The following is a 24,495-nucleotide window of genomic DNA, read 5'->3' on the forward strand; positions in this document are numbered from 1 at the left end:
GGAAATTTATTTGGTGCCGAAGATGCGGTCGCCCGCGTCACCGAGGCCCGGCAGGATGTAGCCATGGCTGTTGAGCTCGCGGTCGATGGCCGCGGTGTAGATCGGCACGTCCGGGTGCGCGGCCTGGAAGGTCTTGATGCCTTCCGGGCAGGTGAGCAGGCAGACGAACTTGATCGACTTCGGGTTCAGTTCCTTGAGCCGCTCCACCGCGGCGACCGCCGAGTTGCCGGTGGCCAGCATCGGATCGACCACGATCGCGTCGCGCTCTTCCATGCCGCCGGGCATCTTGAAGTAGTACTCGACCGCGGTCAGCGTCTTGGGGTCGCGGTACAGGCCGATGTGGCCCACGCGCGCACCCGGCACCACGCTCAGCATGCCGTCGAGGATGCCGGTGCCGGCGCGCAGGATGGAGACCAGCACCACCTTCTTGCCGTCGATCACCTTGGCGTTCATCGTCTCGAGCGGGGTCTCGATCTCGATGTCCTGCATCGGCATGTCGCGCGTGACCTCGTAGGCCATCAGCATGCTGATCTCGTTGAGCAGGCGCCGGAAGCTGTTGGTGCTGGCCTCCTTGCGGCGCATCAGCGTGAGTTTGTGCTGGACGAGGGGGTGGTCGACGAGGTGGACGTTGCTCATGAGAGTTGTTGTGAGAAAAAGGAGAAGTCTAGAAGACAGTGCCGTCGCTCTCGATGCGCAAGGGTGGCGCACCGCCACGCAAGCGCTGTGCCAGCGCCCGGCCGGCGGCCCAGGTGCCGCCTTCCAGCACGCGGGCCAGCGGCAGCTCTTCCTCGCTGCGGTCGAGCACCTTGCGCACCCGGGGCACGAGCTCGTCGAGCAGCGCGATGGTCAGCGCGCGCCATTCGACGATGAACTCGTCGCCCACCTTCCAACTGCGCTCGAGCAGGGCCGGGTCCTTGGGCACGATCACGCCGCTGTCGAGCAGCAGGCCGCCGTTGCGGTACTCGGGCAGGGCGGTCAGCGCATCGAGATGGCGCACCTTGACGCCGGCCCACTCGAAGGGCTCGAGCAGCGAGTAGGTCAGCCACTGCGAGAGCTTGTGGAAGGGCATCCAGCCGTTGGTAAGCCCCGGCCCGCGCACCGCGCTGTGGCGCCAGCAGTCGCCCAGCGCGAGCGCCGGGTCGCCCGAGCCGATGCCGCCGGCCGCATCGCTGCCGTCGGCCGCGAGGCTGTCGATCGCGTTGGCGGCGGGCCAGATCCGCGACAACGATTCGAGCAGCAGCGAGAGGATCTCGTGCGCCGTGATCTCGGCCGTCGGCGCGGCGCCGGGTCCATAGGGGCCGACCAGCGCATCGAACAGGCCACCTGGCCGCCCCTCGTCGCCGAAGGTCTCGGGCTGCTCGCTCATCGCCTCGCCGAGCCGCCGCAGCAGCATCGCGCGGCCCGCGAGGCCCACGAGCGGATTGACCTCGCTGACCTGGAAGGCATCACCCAGCCGGTCGGTCACCAGCGCGCGCAGGCCGGCGGCATCGGCTTGCAGCGGGTGGTCGGGATTCGAGGAGAACAGGCCGCTCGTGAAGGCATGGAAGCTGGCGACGCCCAGGCCTTCGGAGCGCGTGAAGCGCTTGCCGGTGGCGGCTTCGATGTAGTGCCAATCGGGGCCGGCGCCGGCATCGAGCAGCACGCTCACCAGCACCAGGTCGATGTGGGCGCGGGCCCGCTGGGGCGCGTCCAGGTGGCCCAGCAGCCGATCGAGTTCTTTCAGCCGGTTCACGTCGCCCGCTTCGAAATGGCGCCAGCGGCTGTGGTAAGGAATGGTGTCCCAGGGATAGCGTTCGCGCGTCACCTCCGCCACCGTGCGGGCCGTGTCTTCGAGCGCGGCCTCGTCGCCGATGGTGAACCACTGCGATTCGCCGCGGCGCGCGCGGGTCAGCAATGCGGCCGCGCGTATGCGCACCGCGCGGGTCGTGCGCAGAAACGCCGCAGCGCCCGCCGGATGAGTGGTGTCGGTCACGAATTCGAGCGCCGGGTCCACGTGGCCGTCGGCATCGGCATGGCGCACGGCCGCGTTCGAGGTGGGGCGATCGGGATCGAGCCCGTAGTTGTCCTTGCTCATTGATCCAGCTTCCGGCCCTTGGCCTTCTTGAGTTCCTCGGCGTCCGGCACCACGCCAGGCGTGAAGTAGCCGGCCGCCATCTTGGCGTCCATCTCGACGCGGGCGTCGGCCGGGATCAGTTCGTCGGGGATGTTCACGCGCGTGCCGATCTCGATGCCAGAGCCGGTGATGGCGTCGAACTTCATGTTGCTCATCGATACCAGCCGATGGATCTTGCGGATGCCGAGCCAGTGGAACACGTCGGGCATCAGCTCCTGGAAGCGCATGTCCTGTACGCCGGCCACGCACTCGGTGCGCGCGAAATACTGGTCGGCGGTGTCGCCGCCCACCTGGCGCTTGCGTGCGTTGTAGACCAGGAACTTGGTCACTTCGCCGAGAGCTCGGCCTTCCTTGCGCGAGTAGGCGATCAGCCCGACGCCGCCGCGCTGTGCGCCGCGTATGCACTCCTCGATCGCATGCGTGAGGTAGGGCCGGCAGGTGCAGATGTCGGAGCCGAACACGTCGGAGCCGTTGCACTCGTCGTGGATGCGCGCCGTGAGTTCGACATCCGGGTTGGCCAGGTCGCGCGCATTGCCGAAGATGTAGATGGTCTGGCCGCCGATGGGCGGCAGGAACACCTCGAGGTCGGAGCGCGTCACCAGCTCGGGGTACATGCCGCCGGTTTCTTCGAAGAGCACGCGGCGCAGGTCGGTCTCGGAGCAGCCGAAGCGTCTGGCCACCTCGGGCAGGTACCAGACCGGCTCGATCGCCGCCTTGGTGACCATCGCCGCGCCGCCGGGTGTGAGGAACTTGCCGTCGGCCTTCAGGCGGCCGGTCTGCAGCGCCTCGATCACCTCGGGCAGGATCACGTGCGCCTTGGTGATGGCGATGGTGGGGCGGATGTCGTAGCCGGCCGCCAGCTCGGTGGCAAAGGCCTCGGCCACCACCGCGCCCCAGGGATCGAGCGAGACGATGCGGCCGGGCTCGCTCCACTGCGGATAGGGGCCGATCACGTCGGTCGGCGCTGTATTGGTCAGGTCGGCCTTGTGCTCTCGCTTGAGCGCACCGGCCGCGACGGCCAGCGCGCGGTAGACGCTGTAGGAGCCGCTGTGCGTGCCGATCACGTTGCGATGCGCGCGCTTGGTCGTGGTGCCGACCACCGGGCCGCGCTCGGCAGCGGTGGCGGCGCCCCACTGGATCGGCAGGGCGCCGAAGCCGCCCGCGTGCGAGGTCAGGCGGATGTGGGGCCGCTGGGACGGTACGGAAGAGGGCTCGGGATTCGCGGAAAGAGACGGCGTGGAAGGAGTCGGAACGGTGTCAACGGACATTGCAGGCCCTCAAAAAACACAATGTAGCGAGGGCTTCTGCGACTGGCAAGCCGCTGGCCCGGCGCCGGGCCGCCCCAAGCCGCGCTGCACCCCCTTGGGGGGCAGCGACCACACGAAGTGAGGGAGCGTGGGGGCTTAGCTGATGCGCAGCAGGCGGTCGATTGAGAGGGCGCCGCCTCCGCGACCGAGCAGGTAGAGCAGCAGCGCGGCCCACGAAAGATGCGTGGGCCAGGCGTCCGGATAGACGAAGACCTGGATCACCAGCGTCATGCCCAGCAACGCCAGGGCCGACAGCCGCGTGAACAGGCCCAGCACCAGCAGCACCGGAAACAGATGCTCCGCATAGGCCGCGAGGTGCGCCGCGATCTCGGGCGGCACCAGCGGCAGCTTGTACTCGGTGCGGAACAGTTCGTAGGCGCTGTCGGTCAGCGTGAGGAAGCCCGTGACCTTGGTGCGGCCCGACAGAAAGAAGATCGCGGCGATGCTCATGCGCGCGGCCAGTGCCAGCAGGTCGTGCGGCACGATGCGCGTGAGCCACGAGGCCAGCAGATTCCAGTGTGCGCGAAGGCCGTGCCCGTCGCTCGAGGCCAGGGCGTTGGAGGCTGTAGCGTTCGAGTTCATGGTGTTCTTTCGATGAAGGCGCCCGCGCGCAGCAGGCTTTCGAGCAGGGCGGCAAGGTCGGCATCGGGATCGATGGCCAGGGCGCGTTCGGCCGCCTCGGCCAGCGGCAGACCGGCGGCGCAGGCATCGAGAAAGGCGCAGCCTGCTTGGGGAATCGCGCGCCAGACCACGGTGTCGGCGGGACGCGTGAGCAACGCGCCTTCGCCTTGCCAGACGAGCTCTTCTTCATCGTCGGCGGGAGTGCGGTTGCGCGCCCAGATGCTGTAGACCGGCTGCTCGTCGAACCAGGCCCAGCGCGCCGCCGGATGGGGCTTGAGCACCAGGGTCGCGAGCAGTTCCGGTGTGCAGCGGGCAAGCCATGCGGCATCGAGCACGGGCGCATCCTGCGCGGCATGGGCTTCGCACCACAAGGCGTCGAGCCGTGCCGCGCCGGGCAGATAGGTCAGTTCGGCGGCCGGCTCGAAGCCCTGCAGGAAGGCGGCGAAGCCGCTTCCGTAGTTCAGCAACCGGCCGTCGCGCGGCGCCTCGGCCGCCACATGCAGCGCCGCGGCGGCACGAAACCATTCGCTGCCCACCAGCCGCGCCACCACGGGCAAGTTGGCTTCGAGCGCGTCGATGCAGCCCTTCATCACGGTGTTGCGATAGACCGCGAAGGCAGGTTGCGCCGCGAGCTGTTGCACCACCGGATCCGCGACGTCCTGCGGCGCGAACAAGGCCTTGGCGAAGGCGTCCTGGAACTGTGCGAGTGAGGTGCTCATGTCACGGTCTCCTGCGCGATGCGGCGCAGTTCGGCGTCGGCTTGCGACCGCTCGCCCATCAGTTCATCGAAGGCCGGCACATTGCCGTCGCGTTCGATCAGCGTGGGGCGGGCGCCCGCGCGCTCGATGAAACGGCGATAGAGGCCCCAGACCTCCGGCGCGATCGGTGCATCGTGCGAGTCGATCAAGAGCGCCTCGCCCAGCGTCGGATCGAGCGCATGGCCCGCGAGATGGATCTCGCTGACCAGCTCGTGCGGAAAATGGTCCAGCCAGTCCGCGGCCGAGAAGCCCAGGTTGCACGCCGACACGTGCACGTTGTTGATGTCGAGCAGCAGCGTGCAGCCGGTGCGCCGCGCGAGTTCGGCAAGGAAGTCGATCTCGTCCCACGCGTGCCCTTCGAAGCGCAGATAGTGAGACGGGTTCTCGATCGCGATGGCGGTGTTCAGCGCGTCCTGCGTGCGCGCGATGTTGGCGGCAATGCGATGCAGCGCTTCGGTGCTGCGCGGAAAGGGCAGCAGGTCGGGAAAGTGCCGGCCCTTCCAGGCCGACCATGCGAGGTGTTCGGAGATCAATGCAGGCTGGATGCGCTGTGCCAGCGCCGCCAGCCGCTGAAGGTGCGCGGCATCGGGCTCGGCATCGCCCGCGAGCGAGAGCGAGACCCCGTGCAGCGACACCGGATGGCGCTCGCGGATCGCTTCCAGCCATTGCAGCCGCGGCCCGCCTGCCACCATGTAGTTCTCGGGGTGCACCTCGAACCACAGCCCTTCGACCTGCGACGACAGCGCGGCGTCATAGTGCTCGGGCTTGAGGCCGAGGCCTGCGGTGAGCGAGCTGGACATGATGGCGGCAGGGCAATCGATCAGGACTTGATCGGCGTCAGCGAGCCCGTGCCCTTCGGCGTCTTGATGGTCACGCAGGTGCCGGCCGGCACGTTCTTCCAGGCGTTGCCCTGGTAGTCGACCTTGGAGGTGCCTGCACAGGTGGTGCCGGGGCCGGCGGCGCAGTCGTTCTTGCCGGCCATCGAGACGCCGTAGCACTTCTCCATCGCGGCCGTCTTGTCGGCCATCGGTTTGTCTTGCGCCATGGCGGAGCCGGCGGCGAGGGCGCCCAGGGCGAGGGCGGCGATGGCGAGAGGGCGAGTGATCATGGAATGAGCTCCAGTGGTGAGTGAAGATTTTCAACCGCGCCGCTCGGCGCAGTCGTTTCTACTTCGTGGCCTGCGCGCCCGGGGTTACAGCGCGCGGCACAATCCGCCGGATTTCTTTTTTTGGCTGCGCCTGTAACCGGCTTGAGCGAAAGCACGAATGACAAGTGGGAGCCCGATGGCAAAGAGCGAAGCGGAGACGGTGCTGCACGACCTGTTCGTGCGCGGCCTGGACGGCGACGCCCAGGCCTATCACGCGTTTCTGCAGAAGCTCAGTGCACACCTGCGCGCGTTCCTGGGCAGGCGGCTGTTCGGCTGGCCCGACGAAGTGGAAGACCTTGTCCAGGAATGCCTGCTCGCCATGCACAACCAGCGCCACACCTACCAGAGCGACCAGCCGCTGACGGCCTGGGTGCATGCGATCGCGCGCTACAAGATGATCGACCTGCTGCGCGCCAAGGCCAGCCGCGAGGCGCTCAACGATCCGCTGGACGACGAGCTGGCCGTCTTCGCCGAATCGGCCACCGAGGCCAGCGACGCGCGCCGCGACCTGGCGGGCCTGCTCGACACCTTGCCCGACCGGCATCGCCTGCCGATCGTGCACGTCAAGCTCGAAGGCCTGTCGGTGGCCGAGGCGGCGCGCAAGACCGGCATGTCGGAATCGGCGGTCAAGGTCGGCATCCACCGCGGGCTCAAGGCGCTGGCGCTGAAGATCGGAAAGTCCTCATCATGAAAACAGACGAGCTCGTTGCCCTGCTGGCGCGCGAAGCACCACCGGTGCCGCGGCATGCGGCCGCACGGCGCCTCACGATTGCGCTCTTGGCCGGCGTGCCGCTGTCGATCGCGTGGATGGTCATCGAGTACGGCGTGCGGCGCGACCTGGTGCAGACCATGTTCTGGCCGATGTTCTGGGTCAAGCTGGCTTTTCCGCTGTGCATCGCCATTGCGGGCTTCGTGGTGGTGCAGCGCCTTGCGCGCCCCGGTGCGCGGGTCCGCGCCGCATGGCTGGGCCTGGCGCTGCCGGTGCTGGCGCTGTGGGTGATGGGGTTCGCGGCCTGGTTTCTAGCGCCTGCGGACGAGCGCACGGCCTTGCTCTGGGGCCAGACCTGGCGCACTTGCGCCTTCAATATCGCCGTGATCTCGGTGCCGGTGTTCGTGGCCTCGCTGGTCGCACTGAAGAGCCTGGCACCGACGCAACCGGCACTGGCCGGTGCTGCGGCCGGCGCCATGTCAGCGGGAGTGGGGGCGGCGATCTATGCCTTGCACTGCCAGGAACTGGCGGCGCCGTTCCTGGCGATCTGGTATGTGGCGGGGATGGTGTTGCCTGTGGTGGCGGGGGCGGCTGTTGGGCATCGGTTGCTGCGATGGTGAACTCACCTCTTGCATAGGCCGAGCACCCACTCCTGCTCCGTGCAGACACGCCCTTGGGGTTGCTGCACGGCCCAGGCCGGCGCACCGGCCGCTGCCTGACCGGCGATGCAGGCGCGCATGCGCTTTTCCATCGGCGCGTAGTAGCGCCATCCCTGGCTGAGGGCAGGAAGCTCCAGGCGCACTTGCTTCCACTTGGGATGCCCATTGGCCTGGAGCTTGTCGAAGTTCTTGCAAAGCGACTCGGCAAAACGGCCGAGGTTTCCGACCGTCGACTGCAAGCCGTAGTCATAGGTGACCAGGTAGGCCTTCACGGTGAGGGTGGGAATGTCGGCCGTGAGCCATGTGGAGTAGCTCGCGGCGCGTATGGTCGCGGGAAAGTAGGTCTTCTTCGCACGCGCTGTTTCCGGCGCCGCGTCGTCCAGCTTCAGGATCTTGATGTAGTTGCGCGCCTCGGGCTTCATGTCCGAGAACAGCTTGGCCGGCTGTCCGGCAACGATGATGGCGACGTCGATCGATTTGTCGACGGTGAGCTTGGCGAGCGCCTCCTCGTTGCTCAGATACTGCGCGTTGGCAGCCGGTATCTGCTCGCCGAACATCAGCTGGTATAGCGTTCTCGAGGTGAGCGCCGTACCGCTGCCGAGCGCTCCGACTGCAATCTTCTTGTTCTTGATCTCGTGGATGGAGCTCAGCGGCGAATCGGCACGGGCGACGAAATAGATCTCCTCATCGTAGAGCGGCATGATGAGCCGCAGCGGACGGATGATGTTGCCCGCGTCGGCGTTTCCGGCCTTCGCCTCGTCCAGGAAGGCCTGGTAGACGTCGGACTGCACCAGGGCCAGCTTGACCCCCGGCTCGAAGCGCATGCGCTGAACGTTCTCCGCCGAACCCTTGGACTCCATGACCTCGAGCTCGATGCCGGCGGGCTCGGCGACCCACTTGGCAAGGTCGCGGCCGATCTGGATGTAAGTGCCGGTTTTTGATGCGGTGACTATCTTGTACTGCGCCCTGGGCTGCGCGGCGGCCGAGGACAGGAGGGCCATTGCTATCAGGCCCGTCAGGATTGATCTGATTGGCATTGCTGGCTCCAGTGAAGAGTCGTCATGGTAGTCCTGTCGGGCGATTAGCGGTACTCCGCGCTGCCCGCGCATCTCATCTCTCGCACAGAGCCAGTGCCGCAAGCGCGGCATCGCACTCGGTCTTCTGGGGGGCCGTCACGCCGCTCACCGGCGCAGGGACGGCGATTGCCGGCACTTCAGCTGCCGGCGGCGCTGGGTCAGGGGCCGGAGCAGGGGCCGGGTCGCTAAGCCCGAGCGCCTTGGCCGCCCTAAGGGTGGCATCGCGCAGCTGTTCACGCTTGGCCGTTTGCTCCCGCACGCGCTGATCGAGCTCGTCCTTCAACGCCCGCACGTCCGGATGATCCGGATGCGCGGCGGCCAGGGGGACCAGCGCGCGCTCCGCGGCTGTGAGGTCGCCGCGGCTCAAGGCGCTCTGCGCTTGCGCCAGTTTCGCCGTGAACTCTTGCAACCTGTCCGTCTCGTTCTGCTTGTCGAAATAGAGATAACCCAGAGCCAGGGCGAGCACAGCCAGAACCAGCGCCGCTACCTTGCCCGTTGCCGAGCGCTTGAGGGCAGCGCCGGAAGGCGGCGCCACGGCAATCTGCGCGGGCAGCTCCTCTTGCCATCCAAGCCGGGCGGGGACGATGCGCGCAAGCTCGGAGCTCACATCCTCTTGGGTCTCATTGACAGGGGTTTCAAGCTCAGGCTCGAGGGCGGCCTCTGCCGCATCGGCGCCAAACGTGACGGACGCATCCTCGCCGCAGTACGGACAAAACTTGACCCGCCCATGCAACAGCGCAGCGCAGCGCTGGCAAGGCGCCGAGAAGTCCAGGTCCGATTTGGCCAAGCCCGGTTGGACGAGACGGCTCATGAGTCGATCCGCCAGCCCGGCGAGCGGCGCTTGTCGGGGTGATAGAGATACAGGTGGCCCGAATAGACGAACGGTCGCGTCGCCCACGGCCTGGGCATTCTGTCGACCCAGAACTGCACGTCATGCTCGCCGCGCAATTCGAAGGTGGTGGTGTACGTCTCGTTCGATGCGAAAAGGTCATCCACCGAGCGGGCATTCGACACGCGCGCGCACAGCAGGGTCGATGCTGAAGTCGATGCCAGCAACGGGAAGATCACTTCGTCGGCGCTGGCAACAGGACTGTCGTCATCGGGATCCAACCAGGGATCGCCCCGCAGGCGTGTCTCAAGCTGAAAACACGCGGCCCCGGTGCAGAGCCGCGGAGAGCTTGCCGGTCTGATTTCCGGTTCGCCCAGTCCCAGTTGAACAAAGACGATTTGCCCTCCCTGCTCGTCCTGCAGCAAGCACTGCTGCCATAGATGGCCGCTGTCGGAAAGGTAGGGGCTGCCCAGATCGAAGCGGGGCGTGATGCCAGACGCCCATGGCAGAAAGGACGTTTCGAGCGCGGTGCCGCTGCCGCGCTTGACGATCAGTTGGCCCATCGAGGTCATCCAGATGATCTGCCGGTGATCAGCCAGCGGGCGAAACCATGCCGCTGTCGCGGTCGCGGTCGCGGTCGCGGTCGCGGCAGCGACTTTCGGCCCATGGACACGGCGAAGAGCACTGCCCTTTGGATTCAACGCGTAAACGCCGAGTTTTCTGTCTTCTTCCAGCATGGGCACATAGACCCTGCCTTGCCACATGACCGGCGCGCCTGCGCAGCGTCTGCCCACGAGCTGCGATTCGTAGGTCCGGGCCACAGGATTGACGGTCACGATGGCCAGCCCGTCCTCGGTAGGCATGAACAGCTTGGTGGATCCTTGCGGGTTCTGCACCACCATGCCCCAGGCGTGGTCGTCGAGAGAGCTCTCGACGAGTATCTCCGCTCCTCTGGGGTAGACCTCCAGCCAGCACTCCGAGTGCGGCAGCCAGTGATAGATGAGTCCCCGCGAAGCGTCGAGGGCGAACAATCCGGACTCGCACGCATGGCACGTGCTCACAAGGAACTGGTAGTTTCCCGCAGGCGGCATCCCCAGATGGCGGTCCGGCAGAGACTCGACGCTCAGCGTTGGCCGCAGCGCCAGGCGAACGGCTGTCCGTCCCAGCCCTTGCGGCTGGTCGGCAGCGGAACCATCGCCGCCGAAAGGCGGCAGCCACGTATCCAGATGGGCGATAGGCGGTTCAGGCAGCGCTCTACCGGTGATGGGAGAAAACTTGAACGCCCCGGGGTAGAGTGCGACCGGCTTGGCCCCCCGATCCGCCTCATCGAAGCTGACGCGCGCCCCGACCAGCGTCGCCAGGTCGAGCGGGTTGAACGTCGCCGGGGCTGCACCCAGCCCGCGGTAGTCCGCGAGGTCAAAAGCCCCCGTCGTCGGATTGCGCGACCAGACCTGATCGCCCAGCTCCCAACGCTCGTTTTGATGAGACGTCGTCAGCGACGTGGACATTCATCCAGTGTGCGGCCGGATATGGCCGTTCCTGATGGGGGAATCCCCGCCCTGGTGGTGAGACCTCCCCCTCGGCCGTCGAGTCGTACCTTTTATGGTGGATGACGCTGCATGCCGTTTCCCGAACACTCCGGGGGCCGGTCGAGACTCAGAAGAGTCGCCGGTGGTCGCGATGGAGGACATCCATGCACACTGGCAAAGCCCCGGTCGAAGCGAAGCCACCTACTGGTTGCGCCCTGGCGCTGGCGCTCGCCGGGCTGGCGGCCATCGCCGGCTGCTCGACCTACCAGACCTCGCCCGGCAAGCCGATCGCCGACACTGCCTTCAAGGAAGGCATCACCGTCTTCAACCTTGCGGCCTAGACCTTCGCCAAGGACCTGCAAGCCAGCGCGTTGGCGTCGGATCAATCGGCCCCGGCCCTCAAGGCATTTCGCTCGGGCCGCGCGATGCTGGACTTGCAATGTGATCGATATCTGGACGCTGTCGGCGGCGCGAACCAGGCCGCGCGGCCTCGCTGAACCTGCCGCCCTGCGCGCTCGAGGCCTTGAAGGCGGGAATGGAATAGTCGCCAGGAGGCCAGCCACGTCCATCGCCACGCCGACCGCCGACTGGATCGACCTTGCGGGCGCATGCATCCCGCCGGGGTTGCGCCTGTCGTTCCAGCGCTTCCTGCGCCCGACGTCGCGCATCGCCTCCGGCAGCCTGCCCTCTAGCCTGGGTGCGCTGCCGGTCGGGCTCGGCCGGCAGGGCGACCTCATCGTGCCGACGGCCGACAACGAAGCCTTCTGGGTCGGACTGGAGTTGGCGCGAGCCGCCCAGCCGATCACGCTGCGGCTGTCGGTGGAACTGCGCAGCGGCGATGTGCTGGATGCCCTCGGCGCCGCACCATCGAGCGCCCTCACGGTCCCGCCCACACGTCACGTCGGTGGTTTCACCCATGCGGGGTCGGGCCTGCGCGCCTTCGCGCGTGGTGGCGGCGAGGACATCAATGGCTGCGTTCGCCTTGTGTTTCGCGCCGCCATCCTTGCGGTCGAGTCCGAGCCTTTCTCGACCGTGGTCAGGCTCGTGGACTACGCCGGCTTCACTGCAGAAAGCGGCATGGCGCCGCCTTCGCCGCTCGATCCGGACGCCGGCTTCCAGGGCTGGCGCCTGCCGTGACCCGGAGGCTCATTTGGGCAATGCGATGTCGAGAAGCTCGTGGGCGACACCCACATGCCGGGGCAAAAAGGGCGATCAGGACTGGGCCCTTCAGCGCCGCGTCTTAGCTCCAAAGATCCCACCCAGTACCCCGCGCAGGATCTCCTTGCCCACGGTGGTGCCCATGGTCCGCACCGCCGACTTGGCCATCGTCTGCGCAAGCCCATCGCGCTTGCCGCCGCGCGGGCCCGTGGAGCCGAACAGGATCTCGTTCAGCCCACCCATCAGCCCACCCGATTCCTCCGCGGCTGCAGCGCCAGGCTTGCCTTTGATAGCCGGCGCGTCAGGCGCCGTCTCGGCCCGTCCCTTGAGCTTTTCGTACGCCGACTCGCGGTCTACGGCCTTCTCATAAACCCCGGCCACCAGCGAGTTCGCAATCAACGCCTGCCGCTGCGCAGCAGTGATCGGCCCGATCTGGCTTCCCGGCGGCAGCACATACACACGCTCGGTGATCGTCGGCCGCCCCTTGCCGTCGAGAAAACTCACCAGCGCCTCCCCAACCGCCAGCTCCGTGATCGCCGTCTCGATATCCAACCCCGGCTTCTGCCGCATCGTCGTGGCTGTCGCCTTCACGGCCTTCTGATCCCGCGGCGTAAAGGCCCGCAGCGCGTGCTGCACGCGATTGCCCAACTGCGCCAGCACCGTATCCGGAATGTCCAGCGGATTCTGCGTCACGAAGAACACGCCCACGCCCTTGGAGCGCACCAGTCGCACCACGAGCTCGATGCGTTCGACCAGGGCCTTGGGCGCCTCGTTGAAGAGCAAATGGGCCTCGTCGAAGAAGAACACCAGCTTGGGCTGCTCCGGGTCGCCGATCTCGGGCAGTTGCTCGAACAGCTCCGACAGCAGCCACAAGAGGAAGGTGGCGTAGAGCCGCGGCGAGTTCATCAGCTTGTCGGCGGCGAGAATGTTGACCACGCCCTTGCCGTCCGCGGTCTGCATGAAGTCCGCGATGTTGAGCATCGGCTCGCCGAAGAACTTGTCGCCGCCCTGGCTCTCGATCTGCAGTAGGCCGCGCTGGATCGCGCCCACGCTGGCGGCGCTGATGTTGCCATATTCGGTGGTGAACTGGCTCGCGTTCTCGCCCACGTGCTGCAGCATGGCGCGCAGGTCCTTCAGGTCGAGCAGCAGCAGGCCGTTGTCGTCCGCGATCTTGAACACCAGGTTCAGCACGCCGGCCTGGGTTTCGTTGAGGTTGAGCATGCGACCCAAGAGCAGCGGGCCCATGTCGGAGACGGTGGCGCGCACCGGGTGGCCCTGTTCGCCAAACACGTCCCACAGCGTGACGGGGCAGGCGAGGGGCTGGGGCAGCTCGATGCCGCGTTCCTTGAGGGCGGCGGCCATCTTCTCGCCGATGCTGCCTTGCTGGCTGGCGCCGGTCAGGTCGCCCTTGACGTCGGCCATGAACACCGGCACGCCGATGTTCGAAAGCTGTTCGGCAATGGTCTGCAAGGTGACGGTTTTGCCGGTGCCGGTGGCGCCGGTGATCAGGCCGTGGCGATTGGTCAGGCCCGGCAGCAGGGCGCATTCGATGGTGTCGTGGCGGGCGATCAGAAGGGGGTCGGCCATGGGTGCTCCCGGTCAGTGGTACGCAGCGGAGTCTATCGAAGCGGCCTCCTATAATTCGCACCCCGTGCGATAGTTCATTCAAAAGTTCTCGGAGTTTGATTTGTCATCGACCCAGCCCCCTATTTCCGCCGTCGGCGATGCGCCCGAACAGTCAGCCCTCGAGAACGAGCTGGCTGTTCTTCTTGTGGAGTCGCTCAATCTCGAGATCGCACCCTCCGAGATCGTGCCCACGGCGCCGCTGTACGGGGAAGGCCTGGGGCTCGATTCGATCGACATCCTCGAAGTCGCGCTCGAGGTCTCGCGCAAGTACGGCTTCCAGCTGCGCTCCGATGACGAGCGCAATCAGCAAATCTTCCAGTCGCTGCGCAGTCTTGCGGCCCACGTCGCGCAGAATCGCGGCGCTTCCTGATCCATGTCTCGATGGCGCATGGCGCTCCTGCTGCTCGCGGGGGTGGCCTATGCCGGCGTTTCCCATTGGATGATGCTGTACCACGCCGCCGCGCCCTGGGCGGTGGGGGTGCTGCTCGCACCGCTGTGGCTGGCAGCGCTGGGCCTGGCCGGTAGCCGCTTCGGCGCCTGGGGCCTGGCAGTGGCCGGCGCGGCCGGTGTGATCGGCTTCGCGCTGGTGCTGCGCGGCGAGGCGGGGGACCCCAATCGGCTCTATGTGTTGCAGCACGCGGGCATCAACGCCTTGCTGTGCGGATGGTTCGGCAGCACGCTGCGCGGCGACCGCCTGTCGCTGATCGGCCAGTTCGCCGAGCGCATCCATCCGCTGTCGCCGGCCATGCGTGCCTACACCGCTCGCGTGACCTGTGTCTGGACCGCCTATTTCGCGCTCATGACCGTGGCCTCGATCGCGGTCTATGCCTTCCTGTCCTTCGCCGCCTGGTCGGTGCTGGCCAATCTGCTCACCCCTCTGATGGTGGCGGGGCTGTTCCTGGGCGAGTACCTTCTGCGCTATCGGCTGCATCCCGAATTCGAGCGCACCCGCCTGATCGACACGGTGCGCGCGTTCTACGGTGCGCCGGTCGATACCCACACCCGGCGATGAATCCGATTCCGCTTCTTTCCGATCGCGATCCTGAAGCGCCGCTCGCTTGGCGTCACGGCGTGCCGGTGAGCGCGCGCCAGTTCCTGGCCGACGTCGCGCGCTTTGCACCCGAGCTGGAGGCCGGCGGCCCGGTGATCAACCTCTGTGTCGACCGCTATGCCTTCGCGGTCAGCCTGGCGGCCGCACTGGTGCGCGGCGAGACCAGCCTGCTGCCGCCCGATGCACGGCCCGACACGCTGGCGCGCCTCGTCGAGGCCGGCGGCCACACCTTCGCCATCGTGGACGCGGAACAGGCCGAGACGCCGGGCATGCCGCGCATCCTGATCGAGAACCGCGCGCCCGTCGCCGACGCGGGCGATCGGCCTGTGCCCGAGATCGCGAGCGACCTGCATGCCGTCAGACTGCTGACCTCCGGCTCGACCGGCACGCCACAGCCGCATGCCAAGTCGTGGCAGACGCTGGTGGGCGACGTGGCCGCGGCGGTCGATCGCTTGTCCGGCCTGCTCGGGCGCCCCTCGCTGGCCGGCCTCACGCTGGTGGCGACGGTGCCGGTGCAGCACAGCTACGGCCTCGAATCCTCGGTGCTGCTGGCCATGCTGGGCGGTGCCGCTTTCGACAGCGGACGGCCCTTCTTCCCGGCCGATGTCGCGGCGGCGCTGGCCTCGGTGCCGCAGCCGCGCGCGCTGGTGACCACGCCTTTCCATCTCAAGACCCTGCTGCTCTCGGGCGTGGCGCTGCCGCCGGTGGACCTGATTCTCTCGGCCACCGCGCCGCTCTCGCCGCAGCTCGCGGCCCAGGCCGAAGAGGCCACGGGCGGCATGCTGATCGAGATCTACGGCAGCACCGAATCGGGCCAGGTCGCGACGCGGCGGCCCACCCAGAGCGAGGTCTGGGAGACCTTCGGCCAGATCCGCGTGCATTCCGAGCACGACGCCGAGGGCGGAGAGCGCTTCATCTTCGAAGGCGATTTCATCCCCGAGCCAACGCCGCTGGCCGACGTGCTGGAGCTGGTCGACGATCGCCGCTTCCGCCTGCTGGGCCGCGCCAACGACCTGATCCACGTGGCTGGCCGGCGCAGCTCGCTGGGCTACCTCAACCACCATCTCAACAGCATCCCGGGCGTCGTGGACGGTGCCTTCTGGCTGCCCGACGACGTGACCGACGGCGTGGTGCGGCCGGTGGCTTTCGTGGTGGCGCCGGCGCTCGATGCGCACGCGATCATCGCGGCGCTGCGCGAGCGGCTGGAGGCGGTGTTCGTGCCGCGCCGCGTGGTGCACGTCACGGCCTTTCCGCGCGAGGGGACGGGCAAGCTCACCGCCAGGGCACTGCGCGAGTTCGCGCTGGCGCAGCTCGCATCCGACGGCACGCCGGTGCAGCTTACGCACGAGGTGCCGGCGGACCATCCGGCTTTTGCGGGTCATTTCCCGGGCCAGCCCTTGCTGCCCGGTGCGCTGCTGCTGTCGGAAGTGCTCGAAGCAGTGCAGGGCGTGCCCGCGCTGGCGGCCCGGCTCGGTGCACAGCCGACGCTGGCGGCGGCCAAGTTCCTCGCGCCGGTGCGCCCGGGCAGCACGCTCGTGATCGACCTCATTCCCGAAACCGGCGCCTCGCGCGGGCTGCGCTTCGAGGTGCACTCTTCCGGGGTGACGGTGGCGAGCGGGCGCTGGACGCCGGGCAGCACGGCATGAGCAGCATTCCGCCCGAGGCCGGCGACGCGAAGCCGCGCCAGGCCGACTGGTCACGCATGCCCGAGCGCAGCAACATGCTGGCGTTGCGCGTGATCTGCTGGATCGCCATCAAATGCGGGCGGCCGTTGGCGCGTCTCATCCTGCATCCGATCAGCCTCTACTTCCTGCTGTTTTCGCCGGCGCAGCGGCGCCACATCAAGCGCTACTTGTTCCGGGCGATCGGCCCGAATGCCGGTTGGGTCGATGGCTATCGGCTGCTCCATGCCTTTGCTTCGACGGTGCTCGATCGCATCTATTTGCTGCGCGGCCGCCTGGACCTGTTCGACATCCGGGTCTATGGCAATCTGCCGGTCGAAGCCGAAGCGCACGCGGGGCGGGGCGCCTTCCTGCTGGGGGCGCACATCGGCAGCTTCGAGGCGATGGGCGCCTGCAAGCAGCAGAGCCAAAACCCCGAAGACCTGCGGCTCGCGATGTTGATGTACCAAGACAACGCACAGCAGATCACCACGGTGCTCGACGCGATCAGCCTGCCCGGTCTGCGGCCCCACATCATCGCCCTGGGCCGGCCGCATTCGATGCTCGCGCTGCGCGACTGGCTCGACGGCGGCGGCCTCGCGGGCCTCCTGGCCGATCGCACGCTGGCGGGTCCGGACGAGGCGGGCCAGCAACGCGGCAACAGCATCGAGCTGCCTTTTCTCGGGCAGCCGGCGCTCATCAACGATGGCCCGTTCCGGCTGGCCGCGCTGCTGCGTCGCAAGGTGTTCTTCATGGCCGGGCTCTATGTCGGAGGGGCGCGCTACGATGTCCGCTTCGAGCCGCTGGCCGACTTCAGCGAGCGCATATCCGACCCGGCGGAGCGGGAACGCCGCATCCACGCCGCGCTCGAAACTTATGTGGCACGGCTCGAGGCCTTGTGCCGTGCCTATCCCTACAACTGGTTCAATTTTCATGACTTCTGGCTCGAAGATTCGGCTTGAGCGCTGGGGCAGGGGACTGCTGGCGGTGCTGGCTTTTTCCGCATCATCCGCCTGGGCCCTCGACCTTCCTGAACTGATGGGCCTCCTCGCCAAGCAGAAGAGCGGCGAGGCGCGCTTCACCGAGCAGCGCTTCGTGCGCGGCCTCGAAGGCCCGCTGGACGCCAGCGGCACGCTGAGCTTCCAGGCGCCCGACCGGCTGACGCGGCGCACGCTCACGCCACGCCCCGAGACCATGGCGGTCGACGGCAACACGCTGACCTTGTCGCGCGGCGGACGCACGCGCACCATGACGCTCGACAGCATGCCCGAGCTGCTCGGCATGGTCGAAGCCATGCGCGGCACCTTGAACGGCAATACCCAAAGCCTCGCGCGCTACTTCCGCACCTCGGTCTCCGGCACCCCCGACAAGTGGACGCTGGACCTCGTGCCCATCGATGAGAAGCTCGCGGCCCAGGTGCGCACGCTGCGCCTGAGCGGGCGCGCGGGCGAAGTGCTCGGCATCGAGATGGAGTTCATCGGCGGCGACCGCTCGGTGATGAGCATCACACCCACGCGCACCGCGCCGTGACGCGCCACGCTGCCGCACCCGGCCGGCGGCGCATCGCGCTGGTGCTCGGCATCTGGCTGCTGGCGCTCGCGGCGGGCGTCGCGCTGATCGCGCGCACGCATTTCAGCGCCGACCTCTCGGCCTTCCTGCCCGAAAGCCCCGACGAGCGGCAGCGCGTCTTGATCGAGCAGGTGCAAAGCGGGATCGCATCGCGCACGCTCTTCATCGGCATCGAGGGCGGCAAGGATGCCGCGCAACGCGCCGAGGTGTCGCGCGCCGTGGCCGCGGCGATGCGCGAGAGCAAGCTCTTCGACCAGGTGCAGAACGGCGACACCAGCGACTGGAAGGAGTCCGGCACCTGGCTCTTCGACAACCGCTACCGGCTGGCGCCCGACGTGAGGCCCGAGCGCTTCACCGCCGCCGGCTTGCGCGATGCGATCGTCGACACCTTGTCGCTGCTCGGCACGCCGGCCGGCAACATCACCAAGCCGTTGCTGGAGCGCGACCCCACGGGCGAGACGCAGCGCATCGCCGAAGGCCTGATCCCCGCGAGCTCGCCGCGCAGCGAACACGGCGTCTGGGCCTCGCGCCGCGCGCCGCGCGCACTGATCCTGGCGACCACGCATGCGGCCGGCAGCGACCTGGACGCGCAGGCGCTCGCGGTCGAGCGCGTGCGCAGCGCCTTCGAGGCCGCCACGCGCGAAATGGGCAGTGCCGGCCCGCGGCTGCAGATGAGCGGCGCGCCGGTGTTCTCGGTGCAGAGCCGCGACCAGATCAAGGGCGAGGCGATCAAGCTCGCCACCGTCGGCGGCATCGTCATGGGCGTGTTGCTGTTGCTGGCCTTTGCCTCGCCGCGCGCGCTGGTGATCGCGGTACTGCCGGTCGCGACCGGCGTGGTGGGCGGCACGGCGGCGGTCAGCCTGTGGTTCGGCGAAGTGCACGGGCTCACGATGGGCTTCGGCAGCACGCTGATCGGCGAGACCGTCGACTACGCGATCTACTACCTGATCCAGGCGCGCGGCGCGGCAGTGCCGGGCACCGGCTGGCAACGCTGGCGCGACATCCATTGGCCCACCGTGCGGCTGGGCCTGCTGACGTCGGTCTGCGGCTTCGCGGCGCTGGTGTTCTCGGGCTTCCCCGGGCTCGCACAGCTCGGCGTGTTCTCGCTGGCCGGCCTGATCGCCGCAGCGCTCGTCGCGCGCCACGTGCTGCCGGTGCTGGCGCCCGACGGTGCGACCGGCATGGGCATGCGGCGCCAGATGGCCCAGGTCGCAGGCGTCATCGTCCGTGCGTTGCCGCGCCTGCGCTACCTGTTCGCGGGCCTGGGCGCGGCCGCACTGGCGCTGGTGCTGTGGCAGGGCGGCCATCTGTGGCGGGCTGAACTCAGCGCCATGAGCCCGGTGCCCAAGGCGGCGCAGCAGCTCGACGAGGAACTGCGTGCCGACATCGGCGCCAGCGACGGCGGCACGCTGGTCGTGGTCCGCGGCGCCGACGAGCAGGCCACCTTGCGCAACGCCGAGGCCGCTGCCGCGAAGCTCGAAGCGCTGGTGGACCAGGGCGAACTGGCTGGCTTCGAGAGCGTCACGCGCCTGCTGCCCAGCGAGGCCGCGCAGGCCGCGCGCATCGCCAGCCTGCCCGATGCCGCGACGCTGAAGACGCGGCTGGCCGAAGCGACCCAGGGCCTGCCGCTGCCGGCGAGCCGGCTCACGCCTTTCCTCGCCGATGTCGAGAAGGCGCGCTCGCAACCCATGATCCGGCGTGCCGATCTCGAGAACGGGCCGCTGGGCGCCGTGGTCAATGCACTGATGTTCCAGCGGCCGGGCGGCGACTGGTCGGCGCTGATCTCGCTGCACCCCGGCGAGCGCTTCGATGCAGGGCGCCTCGCGGCGGCGCTGGCGGATGTGCCCAAGGTGCAGGTGGTCAACGTCGGCGACGAGCTGCGCGGTCTCTATCGGCGCTACCTGCACGAGGCCTTCGTGCAGGTGATGCTCGGTGCGCTGGCGGTGGTGGTGCTGCTGGGCGTCTACCTGCGCTCCGGGCGCCGGCTGCTGGCCGTGTGCGAGCCGCTGCTGGTCGCGGTGCTGCTCACGCTCGGCGGCCTGGCGGTGCTGCAGGTGCCGCTGGGCATCCTGCATCTCGTGGGCCTGCTGCTGGTGGTGGCCGTGGGCTCGAACTACGCGCTCTTCTTCGACCAGCTGCGCGAGACCGGCCGCGCCGACGAAGACACGCTGGCTTCGCTGATGCTGGCCAACCTCACGACCGTGGTTTCCTTCACGCTGATCGCGATCTCGGACATTCCCGCGCTGTCGGCGATCGGCCGCGTGGTAGCGCCTGGCGCGCTGCTCGCGCTGCTGCTGTCGGCCGCGTTTGCGCGCGGGCCTGCCGGGGCTTCGGCGGCCCGTCAGTGATGGGAAAATCCTTCCCGATGCCCCAAACTCTTTCTGCTCCCGAGTCCTGGCCCTGGCCGCCGATCATTCGCGCCAGCGTCGGCTGGCATCTGCTCGCCATCGCGGCCGGTGTGCTGGTGCCGGGGGCGGCGCCGTGGGCCATCGGCGCGATCGTGCTCAACCATGTGCTGATCACCGCCGCAGGGCTCACGCCGCGCAGCAGCCTGCTGGGCCCGAACGTGACGCGGCTGCCGCAGCCGGCCGTCGCGCGCCGCGAAGTCGCGATCACCATCGACGACGGGCCTGACCCGGAGGTCACGCCGCAGGTGCTGGACCAGCTCGACGCTCATGGCCAGCGCGCCACTTTCTTCTGCATTGCCGAGCGCGTGCTCGAACACCCGGCGCTGGCGCGCGAGATCGTGGCGCGCGGCCACAGCATCCAGAACCACACGGCGCGGCATCGGCACAACTTCTCCTTTCTCGGGCCGCGCGGTTTCGCGGCCGAGATATCGCGCGCGCAACAGGTGCTGCAGGAAGTGACCGGCGAGCGGCCGACCTGCTTTCGCGCGCCCGCGGGCCTTCGCAATCCTTTTCTTGCGCCGGTGCTGCATCGCATGGGCCTTTCGCTCGTGAGCTGGACGCGCCGCGGCTTCGACACGCGCGAGCGCAACGCGGCCACCGTGCTGGCGCGGCTCACGCGCGATCTGCAGGCAGGCGACATCCTGCTGCTCCACGACGGCCATGCGGCGCGCACGGCGGCCGGACGGCCTATCGTGCTCGAGGTATTGCCCCCCCTGTTGGCGCGCATTCATGCGAACGGCTTGCGCGCAGTCACCTTGCCGGAAGCATTGGCCGCATGAGTTCACAGGTATCGACCACCACCGACGCCGCATGGCGCCGACTGCATGAAGCGGCCACTGCGCCGTACAGGAAGGCCGGCAACTTCGCCTGGCATTTCGCGCGCGGCAAGCTGGAGCGCGATCCGGTGTTCCGCGGCCTCGTCGAACGCGGCCTGATCGGCGAGAGCCACCAGCGCGTGGTCGACATCGGCTGCGGCCAGGGACTGTTCGCGAGCCTGCTGTCGGCGATGGCCGCGATGCAGTCTCGAGCGGGCCATTGGCCGCCTGCATGGCCTACGACACCGGCCGCCGCGGAGTACACCGGCATCGAGCTGATGCCCAAGGACGTGGCGCGCGCCGAAAACTCCATCGGCCATCTGCAGCCGGCGCCGCGCTTCGTCTGCGCCGACATGTGCACGGCCGCCATGCCGGCCTGCGACCTGGTCGTGATCCTCGACGTGCTGCACTACGTCGACCACGCCGCGCAGGAGGGCGTGCTGCGGCGCGTGCACGCCGCGCTGCAGCCGGGCGGGCGATTGCTGCTGCGCGTCGGCGACATGGCCAGCCGGCGCGGTTTCGCCATCAGCCAATGGGTGGACCGCACCGTCACGCGCATCCGCGGCCATCGCGTCTCGCCGACCTGGGGCCGGCCGCTGGCGGACTGGACGGCGCTGCTGCAGCGCCTGGGCTTCTCGGTGCAGAGCATGCCGATGAGCGAAGGCACGCCCTTCGCCAACGTGCTGCTGGTGGCCGACCGCAGGGAGGCTGCGTGACCACCGCACCGCAGCAGCTCGACCAGGCCGGCATCGTGAGGCGCATTCCGCACAGCGGCAGCATGTGCCTGCTGGAGCGCCTGGTGTCCTGGGAGGCGCAGGCCATCCACTGCACCACCACGACGCATCGGCGCGAGGACAACCCCTTGCGCACGGCCAGCGGGCTGTTGTCGCCGAATGCGATCGAATATGCGGCGCAGGCCATGGCCTTGCATGGCGGCCTGATCGCGGAGGAGGGCAGCGAGCCCTCGGCCGGCTTTTTGGCCAGCGCGCGCAATGTGCGCTTTGCCGCGCAGCGCCTCGACGAGGTCGAAGGCGAACTGCACGTGCATGCGCAGCGCGCCTCGGGCGACGCCAGCCAGATCCTCTACGAATTCGCGGTGAGGGACGCGCAGGGCAGGCCGCTGGCAGAAGGCCGCGCGGTGGTTGTGCTCAATACGCCGCTTGCAACGGGAGCATCCTCATGAGCCTTACCGGTAGACGCGCACTGATCACCGGCGCCAGCGGCGCTCTCGGTGCGGCCATCGCCGAGCGCTTGGCGCGCGACGGCGCCACCGTGCTGCTGCATGCCAACTCGCGGCCCGAGGCGGTCGAGCAGCTCGCGGCCACTATCATCGCCGCGGGCGGCCAGGCCGAATGCCATGTGTTCGACCTGCAGAGCGACGAGGCCTCGCGCGCCGCGTGCGAACGCATGCTGGCCGGCGGGCCGGTGCAGGTGATCGTCAACAACGCCGGCGTGCACGACGATGCGGTGCTGCCGGGCATGAGCGCCGCGCAGTGGCACAAGGTGATCGACGTCTCGCTCAACGGCTTCTTCCGCGTCACGCAGCCCTTGCTGCTGCCGATGCTGCGCACGCGCTGGGGCCGCATCCTCAACATCTCGTCGGTGGCCTCGCTGACCGGCAACCGCGGCCAGGTCAACTACGCGGCCGCCAAGGGCGCGCTCAACAGCGCGACCAAGGCGCTGTCGCTCGAAGTGGCAGCGCGCGGCGTGACCGTCAACGCCATCGCGCCAGGCATCATCGCTTCGCCGATGGCCGACGGCGTGTTCGACAAGGCGATGATCGATCAGCTGGTGCCGGTGAAGCGGGCGGGCAGGCCGGAAGAGGTGGCTGCGCTGGCGGGGTTTCTGGCCAGCGATGAGGCGGCCTACATCACGGGGCAGATCATCTCGATCAATGGCGGGATGATCTGATCAACGCTGAAACGGCGGCGCTCGCCGCAGCCGGCGCAGCAGGAGAGCGGGCAAGCGCAGCACGAACTCCAGCATCAGCCGCGTGTGCATCCAGCTCAGCAGCAGGTTGTCTCGCACGTAGTTGAAGTGCGAGATGCCGCCTTCCTCGGCCGTGAGGTACTTGACCGGCGCATCGATGTTGACCGGCTTGACGCCGCGCCACGCGAGGCGCACCACGGCCTCGGTGTCGAAGTCGAAGCGGCGCATCCAAGGCTGGCGCGCCATCACTGCGATCAGCTCCGGCACCGGATAGACGCGAAAGCCGTAGAGCGAATCGCCGATGCCGGCGAACAGGGTTTCGAGCTGGGTCCAGCCGTTCGAGACGCGCCGGCCGCGCACGCGCAGCAGCGGCGCCGAGGCATCGAAGACCGGGCGGCCCAGCACCATGGTCTCGGGCCGGGCCTGTGAGGCTTGCATGAAGGCCGGGATCAGGTCGGCCGGGTGCTGCCCGTCGGAGTCCATGGTGAGCGCATGCGTGTAGCCGGCCTCCTGGGCCGCGCGCAAGCCATGCAGCACGGCCGCGCCCTTGCCCTGGTTCTGTGGCAGCACCCACACGCGCAAGCCGGGGTCGGAGGCGGCCATCTGCTGCAGGCGTTCGCCGGTACCGTCGGTGCTGCCGTCGACCACCACCCAGACCGGGCTCCATTGCGCGCGGGCCGCGCTGACCGTCGAGAACAGGCGCTCGCCCGTGTTGTAGCTGGGAATCAGGACAAGGTGGGTGCGCGAGACGTCTGGCATGCGGGCTGCGCGTCGGAGGCGCGCTGTTCCATGGGGTGGCGAAAGTATTGTTCGATCTCGTGCAGCAGCGCGTCACTGTCCTGCTGCGGCGCAAAGCGTTGCCCGAGCCGGAGCCTGAAGACGATCGGCAGCGGCGGCACGCGCCACAGCGGCCAGCCTTTGCCGAGGTAGGGCGAATCGGTGTCGATGAAGACGGTTTGGATCGGCGCCTGTGCGAGCTTGGCGATCAGCGTGACGCCGGGGCGAAAGGCATTGAGCGGCGGTATCACGGTGCGCGTGCCCTCGGGGAAGATCACCAACTGGCCGCCGTTCTTGAGATCTTCGACCGCGAGCCGCACCATGGTGCGCGCCGAGTCGTTGCGGATGTAGCGCGCCAGCCGCGCGCCTGCCCCGAGGAAGATGTTGCGCATCAGGTCGGCCTTCATGATGCAGGCGCTGCGCGGCAGGCGCGCCACCAGCAGCAGGGCGTCGAGCATGGTCGGATGGTTGGCGACGAAGATCACGCCGCGTTCGTCGCGCAAGGCGTCGAGGCAGCTCGCGTCGATGCGCATCATGCCGATGGCCGAGGCCGTGGCCCAGAACGAGCGGTAGGCGAAGGCGATGACGCTGCGGCCGAGCGAGCGGCCCACGCGCGCCGGCAGCACCGGGTAGAGCAGCATCGCGACCAGGTTCCAGGCCAGCGAGATGCTGCCCAGCAGCAGGAGCAGGGCGTAGAGTAGCAAGGCGAGCGGAATGAAGAGGATCCAGCGCAGCAGCCGGTTCATCATGGCG

General features: G+C 68.3%; 27 protein-coding genes. 14 read left to right on the top strand and 13 right to left on the bottom strand.

What is annotated here, in order from left to right; genetic code table 11:
* Positions 1–6: 6 nt before the first annotated feature.
* The 7 genes from upp to ACSQ89_RS12855 all read right to left on the bottom strand — a co-directional run bounded on the left by upp (position 7) and on the right by ACSQ89_RS12855 (position 5,907).
* Entirely contained in the window at positions 7–636 is a 630-nt protein-coding gene (gene upp, locus ACSQ89_RS12825) for a uracil phosphoribosyltransferase (RefSeq protein ID WP_093107717.1), read from the bottom strand.
* A gap of 28 nt (positions 637–664) precedes the next feature.
* Complete coding sequence (locus ACSQ89_RS12830) at positions 665–2,074, bottom strand: URC4/urg3 family protein (RefSeq protein ID WP_093107715.1); 1,410 nt, start codon at positions 2,072–2,074, stop codon at positions 665–667.
* Positions 2,071–3,381, bottom strand: a complete 1,311-nt coding sequence (locus ACSQ89_RS12835) for a GTP cyclohydrolase II (RefSeq protein WP_244503887.1) — start codon at positions 3,379–3,381, stop codon at positions 2,071–2,073. Before ACSQ89_RS12835 ends, ACSQ89_RS12830 begins: the two co-directional genes overlap by 4 nt.
* 135 nt (positions 3,382–3,516) lie before the next feature.
* Positions 3,517–4,002, bottom strand: coding sequence for a DoxX family protein (locus ACSQ89_RS12840; RefSeq protein ID WP_436290508.1), 486 nt, complete (start codon positions 4,000–4,002; stop codon positions 3,517–3,519).
* The gene (locus ACSQ89_RS12845) at positions 3,999–4,760 is read right to left on the bottom strand and encodes an HvfC/BufC family peptide modification chaperone (RefSeq protein ID WP_436290507.1); all 762 of its coding nucleotides are present in this window, start codon (positions 4,758–4,760) and stop codon (positions 3,999–4,001) included. Before ACSQ89_RS12845 ends, ACSQ89_RS12840 begins: the two co-directional genes overlap by 4 nt.
* A complete protein-coding gene (bufB, locus tag ACSQ89_RS12850; protein ID WP_436290506.1) occupies positions 4,757–5,599 on the bottom strand; it encodes an MNIO family bufferin maturase in 843 nt (280 codons plus the stop codon). The genes ACSQ89_RS12845 and bufB overlap by 4 nt, the downstream gene beginning before the upstream one ends.
* A gap of 20 nt (positions 5,600–5,619) precedes the next feature.
* Positions 5,620–5,907, bottom strand: coding sequence for a BufA1 family periplasmic bufferin-type metallophore (locus tag ACSQ89_RS12855; protein WP_436290505.1), 288 nt, complete (start codon positions 5,905–5,907; stop codon positions 5,620–5,622).
* 175 nt (positions 5,908–6,082) lie between these two features.
* Between ACSQ89_RS12855 and ACSQ89_RS12860 the strand changes: the two genes are divergently transcribed.
* Both ACSQ89_RS12860 and ACSQ89_RS12865 read left to right on the top strand, forming a co-directional pair.
* Positions 6,083–6,637 (top strand): sigma-70 family RNA polymerase sigma factor, encoded by a 555-nt coding sequence (locus ACSQ89_RS12860; protein ID WP_436290504.1) that lies wholly within the window; start codon positions 6,083–6,085, stop codon positions 6,635–6,637.
* Positions 6,634–7,275 carry an NrsF family protein gene (locus tag ACSQ89_RS12865; RefSeq protein WP_093107703.1) on the top strand — a complete coding sequence of 214 codons (642 nt, stop codon included), beginning with the start codon at positions 6,634–6,636 and terminating at the stop codon, positions 7,273–7,275. The genes ACSQ89_RS12860 and ACSQ89_RS12865 overlap by 4 nt, the downstream gene beginning before the upstream one ends.
* A gap of 2 nt (positions 7,276–7,277) precedes the next feature.
* Here the strand turns inward: ACSQ89_RS12865 and ACSQ89_RS12870 are convergent, their stop codons facing one another.
* The 3 genes from ACSQ89_RS12870 to ACSQ89_RS12880 form a co-directional block, all read right to left on the bottom strand.
* The gene (locus ACSQ89_RS12870) at positions 7,278–8,351 is read right to left on the bottom strand and encodes a TAXI family TRAP transporter solute-binding subunit (RefSeq protein ID WP_093107701.1); all 1,074 of its coding nucleotides are present in this window, start codon (positions 8,349–8,351) and stop codon (positions 7,278–7,280) included.
* A gap of 73 nt (positions 8,352–8,424) precedes the next feature.
* Complete coding sequence (locus ACSQ89_RS12875; protein WP_436290503.1) at positions 8,425–9,201, bottom strand: hypothetical protein; 777 nt, start codon at positions 9,199–9,201, stop codon at positions 8,425–8,427.
* Complete coding sequence (locus tag ACSQ89_RS12880) at positions 9,198–10,727, bottom strand: hypothetical protein (protein WP_436290502.1); 1,530 nt, start codon at positions 10,725–10,727, stop codon at positions 9,198–9,200. The genes ACSQ89_RS12875 and ACSQ89_RS12880 overlap by 4 nt, the downstream gene beginning before the upstream one ends.
* 185 nt (positions 10,728–10,912) lie before the next feature.
* Here ACSQ89_RS12880 and ACSQ89_RS12885 point away from each other — a divergent pair, with 185 nt between their 5' ends.
* Positions 10,913–11,089: a hypothetical protein gene (locus ACSQ89_RS12885; RefSeq protein ID WP_436290501.1), complete on the top strand. Its 177-nt coding sequence runs from the start codon at positions 10,913–10,915 to the stop codon at positions 11,087–11,089.
* Positions 11,090–11,189: 100 nt separating this feature from the next.
* Positions 11,190–11,885 carry a hypothetical protein gene (locus ACSQ89_RS12890; RefSeq protein WP_436290500.1) on the top strand — a complete coding sequence of 232 codons (696 nt, stop codon included), beginning with the start codon at positions 11,190–11,192 and terminating at the stop codon, positions 11,883–11,885.
* A gap of 90 nt (positions 11,886–11,975) precedes the next feature.
* Here the strand turns inward: ACSQ89_RS12890 and ACSQ89_RS12895 are convergent, their stop codons facing one another.
* A complete protein-coding gene (locus tag ACSQ89_RS12895; protein WP_436290499.1) occupies positions 11,976–13,493 on the bottom strand; it encodes a helicase HerA-like domain-containing protein in 1,518 nt (505 codons plus the stop codon).
* 100 nt (positions 13,494–13,593) lie between these two features.
* Between ACSQ89_RS12895 and ACSQ89_RS12900 the strand changes: the two genes are divergently transcribed.
* From ACSQ89_RS12900 to fabG, 10 genes are read left to right on the top strand one after another with little or no spacing between them, the layout of a single operon-like run.
* Entirely contained in the window at positions 13,594–13,902 is a 309-nt protein-coding gene (locus ACSQ89_RS12900; protein ID WP_093107687.1) for a phosphopantetheine-binding protein, read from the top strand.
* A gap of 3 nt (positions 13,903–13,905) precedes the next feature.
* Positions 13,906–14,544: a hypothetical protein gene (locus ACSQ89_RS12905; protein ID WP_436290498.1), complete on the top strand. Its 639-nt coding sequence runs from the start codon at positions 13,906–13,908 to the stop codon at positions 14,542–14,544.
* Complete coding sequence (locus ACSQ89_RS12910; RefSeq protein ID WP_436290497.1) at positions 14,541–16,229, top strand: AMP-binding protein; 1,689 nt, start codon at positions 14,541–14,543, stop codon at positions 16,227–16,229. The genes ACSQ89_RS12905 and ACSQ89_RS12910 overlap by 4 nt, the downstream gene beginning before the upstream one ends.
* On the top strand, positions 16,226–17,206 hold the full coding sequence (locus ACSQ89_RS12915) for an acyl-CoA synthetase (RefSeq protein ID WP_436290496.1): 981 nt from the start codon (positions 16,226–16,228) through the stop codon (positions 17,204–17,206). The genes ACSQ89_RS12910 and ACSQ89_RS12915 overlap by 4 nt, the downstream gene beginning before the upstream one ends.
* Positions 17,178–17,774: a LolA-related protein gene (locus ACSQ89_RS12920; RefSeq protein WP_093107679.1), complete on the top strand. Its 597-nt coding sequence runs from the start codon at positions 17,178–17,180 to the stop codon at positions 17,772–17,774. The genes ACSQ89_RS12915 and ACSQ89_RS12920 overlap by 29 nt, the downstream gene beginning before the upstream one ends.
* Positions 17,771–20,161: an MMPL family transporter gene (locus ACSQ89_RS12925; protein ID WP_436290495.1), complete on the top strand. Its 2,391-nt coding sequence runs from the start codon at positions 17,771–17,773 to the stop codon at positions 20,159–20,161. Before ACSQ89_RS12920 ends, ACSQ89_RS12925 begins: the two co-directional genes overlap by 4 nt.
* Positions 20,161–21,000, top strand: a complete 840-nt coding sequence (locus tag ACSQ89_RS12930; RefSeq protein ID WP_093107675.1) for a polysaccharide deacetylase family protein — start codon at positions 20,161–20,163, stop codon at positions 20,998–21,000. Before ACSQ89_RS12925 ends, ACSQ89_RS12930 begins: the two co-directional genes overlap by 1 nt.
* On the top strand, positions 20,997–21,752 hold the full coding sequence (locus ACSQ89_RS12935) for a class I SAM-dependent methyltransferase (protein WP_093107673.1): 756 nt from the start codon (positions 20,997–20,999) through the stop codon (positions 21,750–21,752). Before ACSQ89_RS12930 ends, ACSQ89_RS12935 begins: the two co-directional genes overlap by 4 nt.
* Complete coding sequence (locus tag ACSQ89_RS12940) at positions 21,749–22,219, top strand: hydroxymyristoyl-ACP dehydratase (protein WP_436296197.1); 471 nt, start codon at positions 21,749–21,751, stop codon at positions 22,217–22,219. The genes ACSQ89_RS12935 and ACSQ89_RS12940 overlap by 4 nt, the downstream gene beginning before the upstream one ends.
* Positions 22,216–22,947, top strand: a complete 732-nt coding sequence (gene fabG / locus ACSQ89_RS12945; protein ID WP_093107669.1) for a 3-oxoacyl-ACP reductase FabG — start codon at positions 22,216–22,218, stop codon at positions 22,945–22,947. Before ACSQ89_RS12940 ends, fabG begins: the two co-directional genes overlap by 4 nt.
* Here fabG and ACSQ89_RS12950 read toward each other — a convergent pair whose 3' ends face one another.
* Together ACSQ89_RS12950 and ACSQ89_RS12955 are read right to left on the bottom strand one after the other, a co-directional pair.
* Positions 22,948–23,724, bottom strand: coding sequence for a glycosyltransferase family 2 protein (locus ACSQ89_RS12950; RefSeq protein ID WP_436290492.1), 777 nt, complete (start codon positions 23,722–23,724; stop codon positions 22,948–22,950). It abuts the gene before it with no gap.
* Positions 23,691–24,491: a lysophospholipid acyltransferase family protein gene (locus tag ACSQ89_RS12955; RefSeq protein ID WP_436290491.1), complete on the bottom strand. Its 801-nt coding sequence runs from the start codon at positions 24,489–24,491 to the stop codon at positions 23,691–23,693. Before ACSQ89_RS12955 ends, ACSQ89_RS12950 begins: the two co-directional genes overlap by 34 nt.
* Positions 24,492–24,495: the final 4 nt, after the last annotated feature.

The sequence above is a fragment of the Variovorax sp. LjRoot175 genome (assembly GCF_964253805.1).
Lineage (GTDB): Bacteria > Pseudomonadota > Gammaproteobacteria > Burkholderiales > Burkholderiaceae_C > Variovorax.

Excerpts from the sequence above, each read along its gene's own strand:
- ACSQ89_RS12870 (WP_093107701.1), bottom strand. The coding sequence starts at position 8,351 with ATGCCAATCAGATCAATCCTGACGGGCCTGATAGCAATGGCCCTCCTG.
- ACSQ89_RS12860 (WP_436290504.1), top strand. The coding sequence starts at position 6,083 with ATGGCAAAGAGCGAAGCGGAGACGGTGCTGCACGACCTGTTCGTGCGC.
- ACSQ89_RS12880 (WP_436290502.1), bottom strand. The coding sequence starts at position 10,727 with ATGTCCACGTCGCTGACGACGTCTCATCAAAACGAGCGTTGGGAGCTG.
- ACSQ89_RS12875 (WP_436290503.1), bottom strand. The coding sequence starts at position 9,201 with ATGAGCCGTCTCGTCCAACCGGGCTTGGCCAAATCGGACCTGGACTTC.
- ACSQ89_RS12910 (WP_436290497.1), top strand. The coding sequence starts at position 14,541 with ATGAATCCGATTCCGCTTCTTTCCGATCGCGATCCTGAAGCGCCGCTC.
- ACSQ89_RS12920 (WP_093107679.1), top strand. The coding sequence starts at position 17,178 with ATGACTTCTGGCTCGAAGATTCGGCTTGAGCGCTGGGGCAGGGGACTG.
- ACSQ89_RS12915 (WP_436290496.1), top strand. The coding sequence starts at position 16,226 with ATGAGCAGCATTCCGCCCGAGGCCGGCGACGCGAAGCCGCGCCAGGCC.
- ACSQ89_RS12895 (WP_436290499.1), bottom strand. The coding sequence starts at position 13,493 with ATGGCCGACCCCCTTCTGATCGCCCGCCACGACACCATCGAATGCGCC.
- fabG (WP_093107669.1), top strand. The coding sequence starts at position 22,216 with ATGAGCCTTACCGGTAGACGCGCACTGATCACCGGCGCCAGCGGCGCT.
- upp (WP_093107717.1), bottom strand. The coding sequence starts at position 636 with ATGAGCAACGTCCACCTCGTCGACCACCCCCTCGTCCAGCACAAACTC.
- ACSQ89_RS12835 (WP_244503887.1), bottom strand. The coding sequence starts at position 3,381 with ATGTCCGTTGACACCGTTCCGACTCCTTCCACGCCGTCTCTTTCCGCG.
- ACSQ89_RS12855 (WP_436290505.1), bottom strand. The coding sequence starts at position 5,907 with ATGATCACTCGCCCTCTCGCCATCGCCGCCCTCGCCCTGGGCGCCCTC.
- ACSQ89_RS12950 (WP_436290492.1), bottom strand. The coding sequence starts at position 23,724 with ATGCCAGACGTCTCGCGCACCCACCTTGTCCTGATTCCCAGCTACAAC.
- ACSQ89_RS12955 (WP_436290491.1), bottom strand. The coding sequence starts at position 24,491 with ATGATGAACCGGCTGCTGCGCTGGATCCTCTTCATTCCGCTCGCCTTG.
- ACSQ89_RS12830 (WP_093107715.1), bottom strand. The coding sequence starts at position 2,074 with ATGAGCAAGGACAACTACGGGCTCGATCCCGATCGCCCCACCTCGAAC.
- bufB (WP_436290506.1), bottom strand. The coding sequence starts at position 5,599 with ATGTCCAGCTCGCTCACCGCAGGCCTCGGCCTCAAGCCCGAGCACTAT.
- ACSQ89_RS12905 (WP_436290498.1), top strand. The coding sequence starts at position 13,906 with ATGTCTCGATGGCGCATGGCGCTCCTGCTGCTCGCGGGGGTGGCCTAT.
- ACSQ89_RS12935 (WP_093107673.1), top strand. The coding sequence starts at position 20,997 with ATGAGTTCACAGGTATCGACCACCACCGACGCCGCATGGCGCCGACTG.
- ACSQ89_RS12930 (WP_093107675.1), top strand. The coding sequence starts at position 20,161 with ATGGGAAAATCCTTCCCGATGCCCCAAACTCTTTCTGCTCCCGAGTCC.
- ACSQ89_RS12865 (WP_093107703.1), top strand. The coding sequence starts at position 6,634 with ATGAAAACAGACGAGCTCGTTGCCCTGCTGGCGCGCGAAGCACCACCG.
- ACSQ89_RS12845 (WP_436290507.1), bottom strand. The coding sequence starts at position 4,760 with ATGAGCACCTCACTCGCACAGTTCCAGGACGCCTTCGCCAAGGCCTTG.
- ACSQ89_RS12885 (WP_436290501.1), top strand. The coding sequence starts at position 10,913 with ATGCACACTGGCAAAGCCCCGGTCGAAGCGAAGCCACCTACTGGTTGC.
- ACSQ89_RS12840 (WP_436290508.1), bottom strand. The coding sequence starts at position 4,002 with ATGAACTCGAACGCTACAGCCTCCAACGCCCTGGCCTCGAGCGACGGG.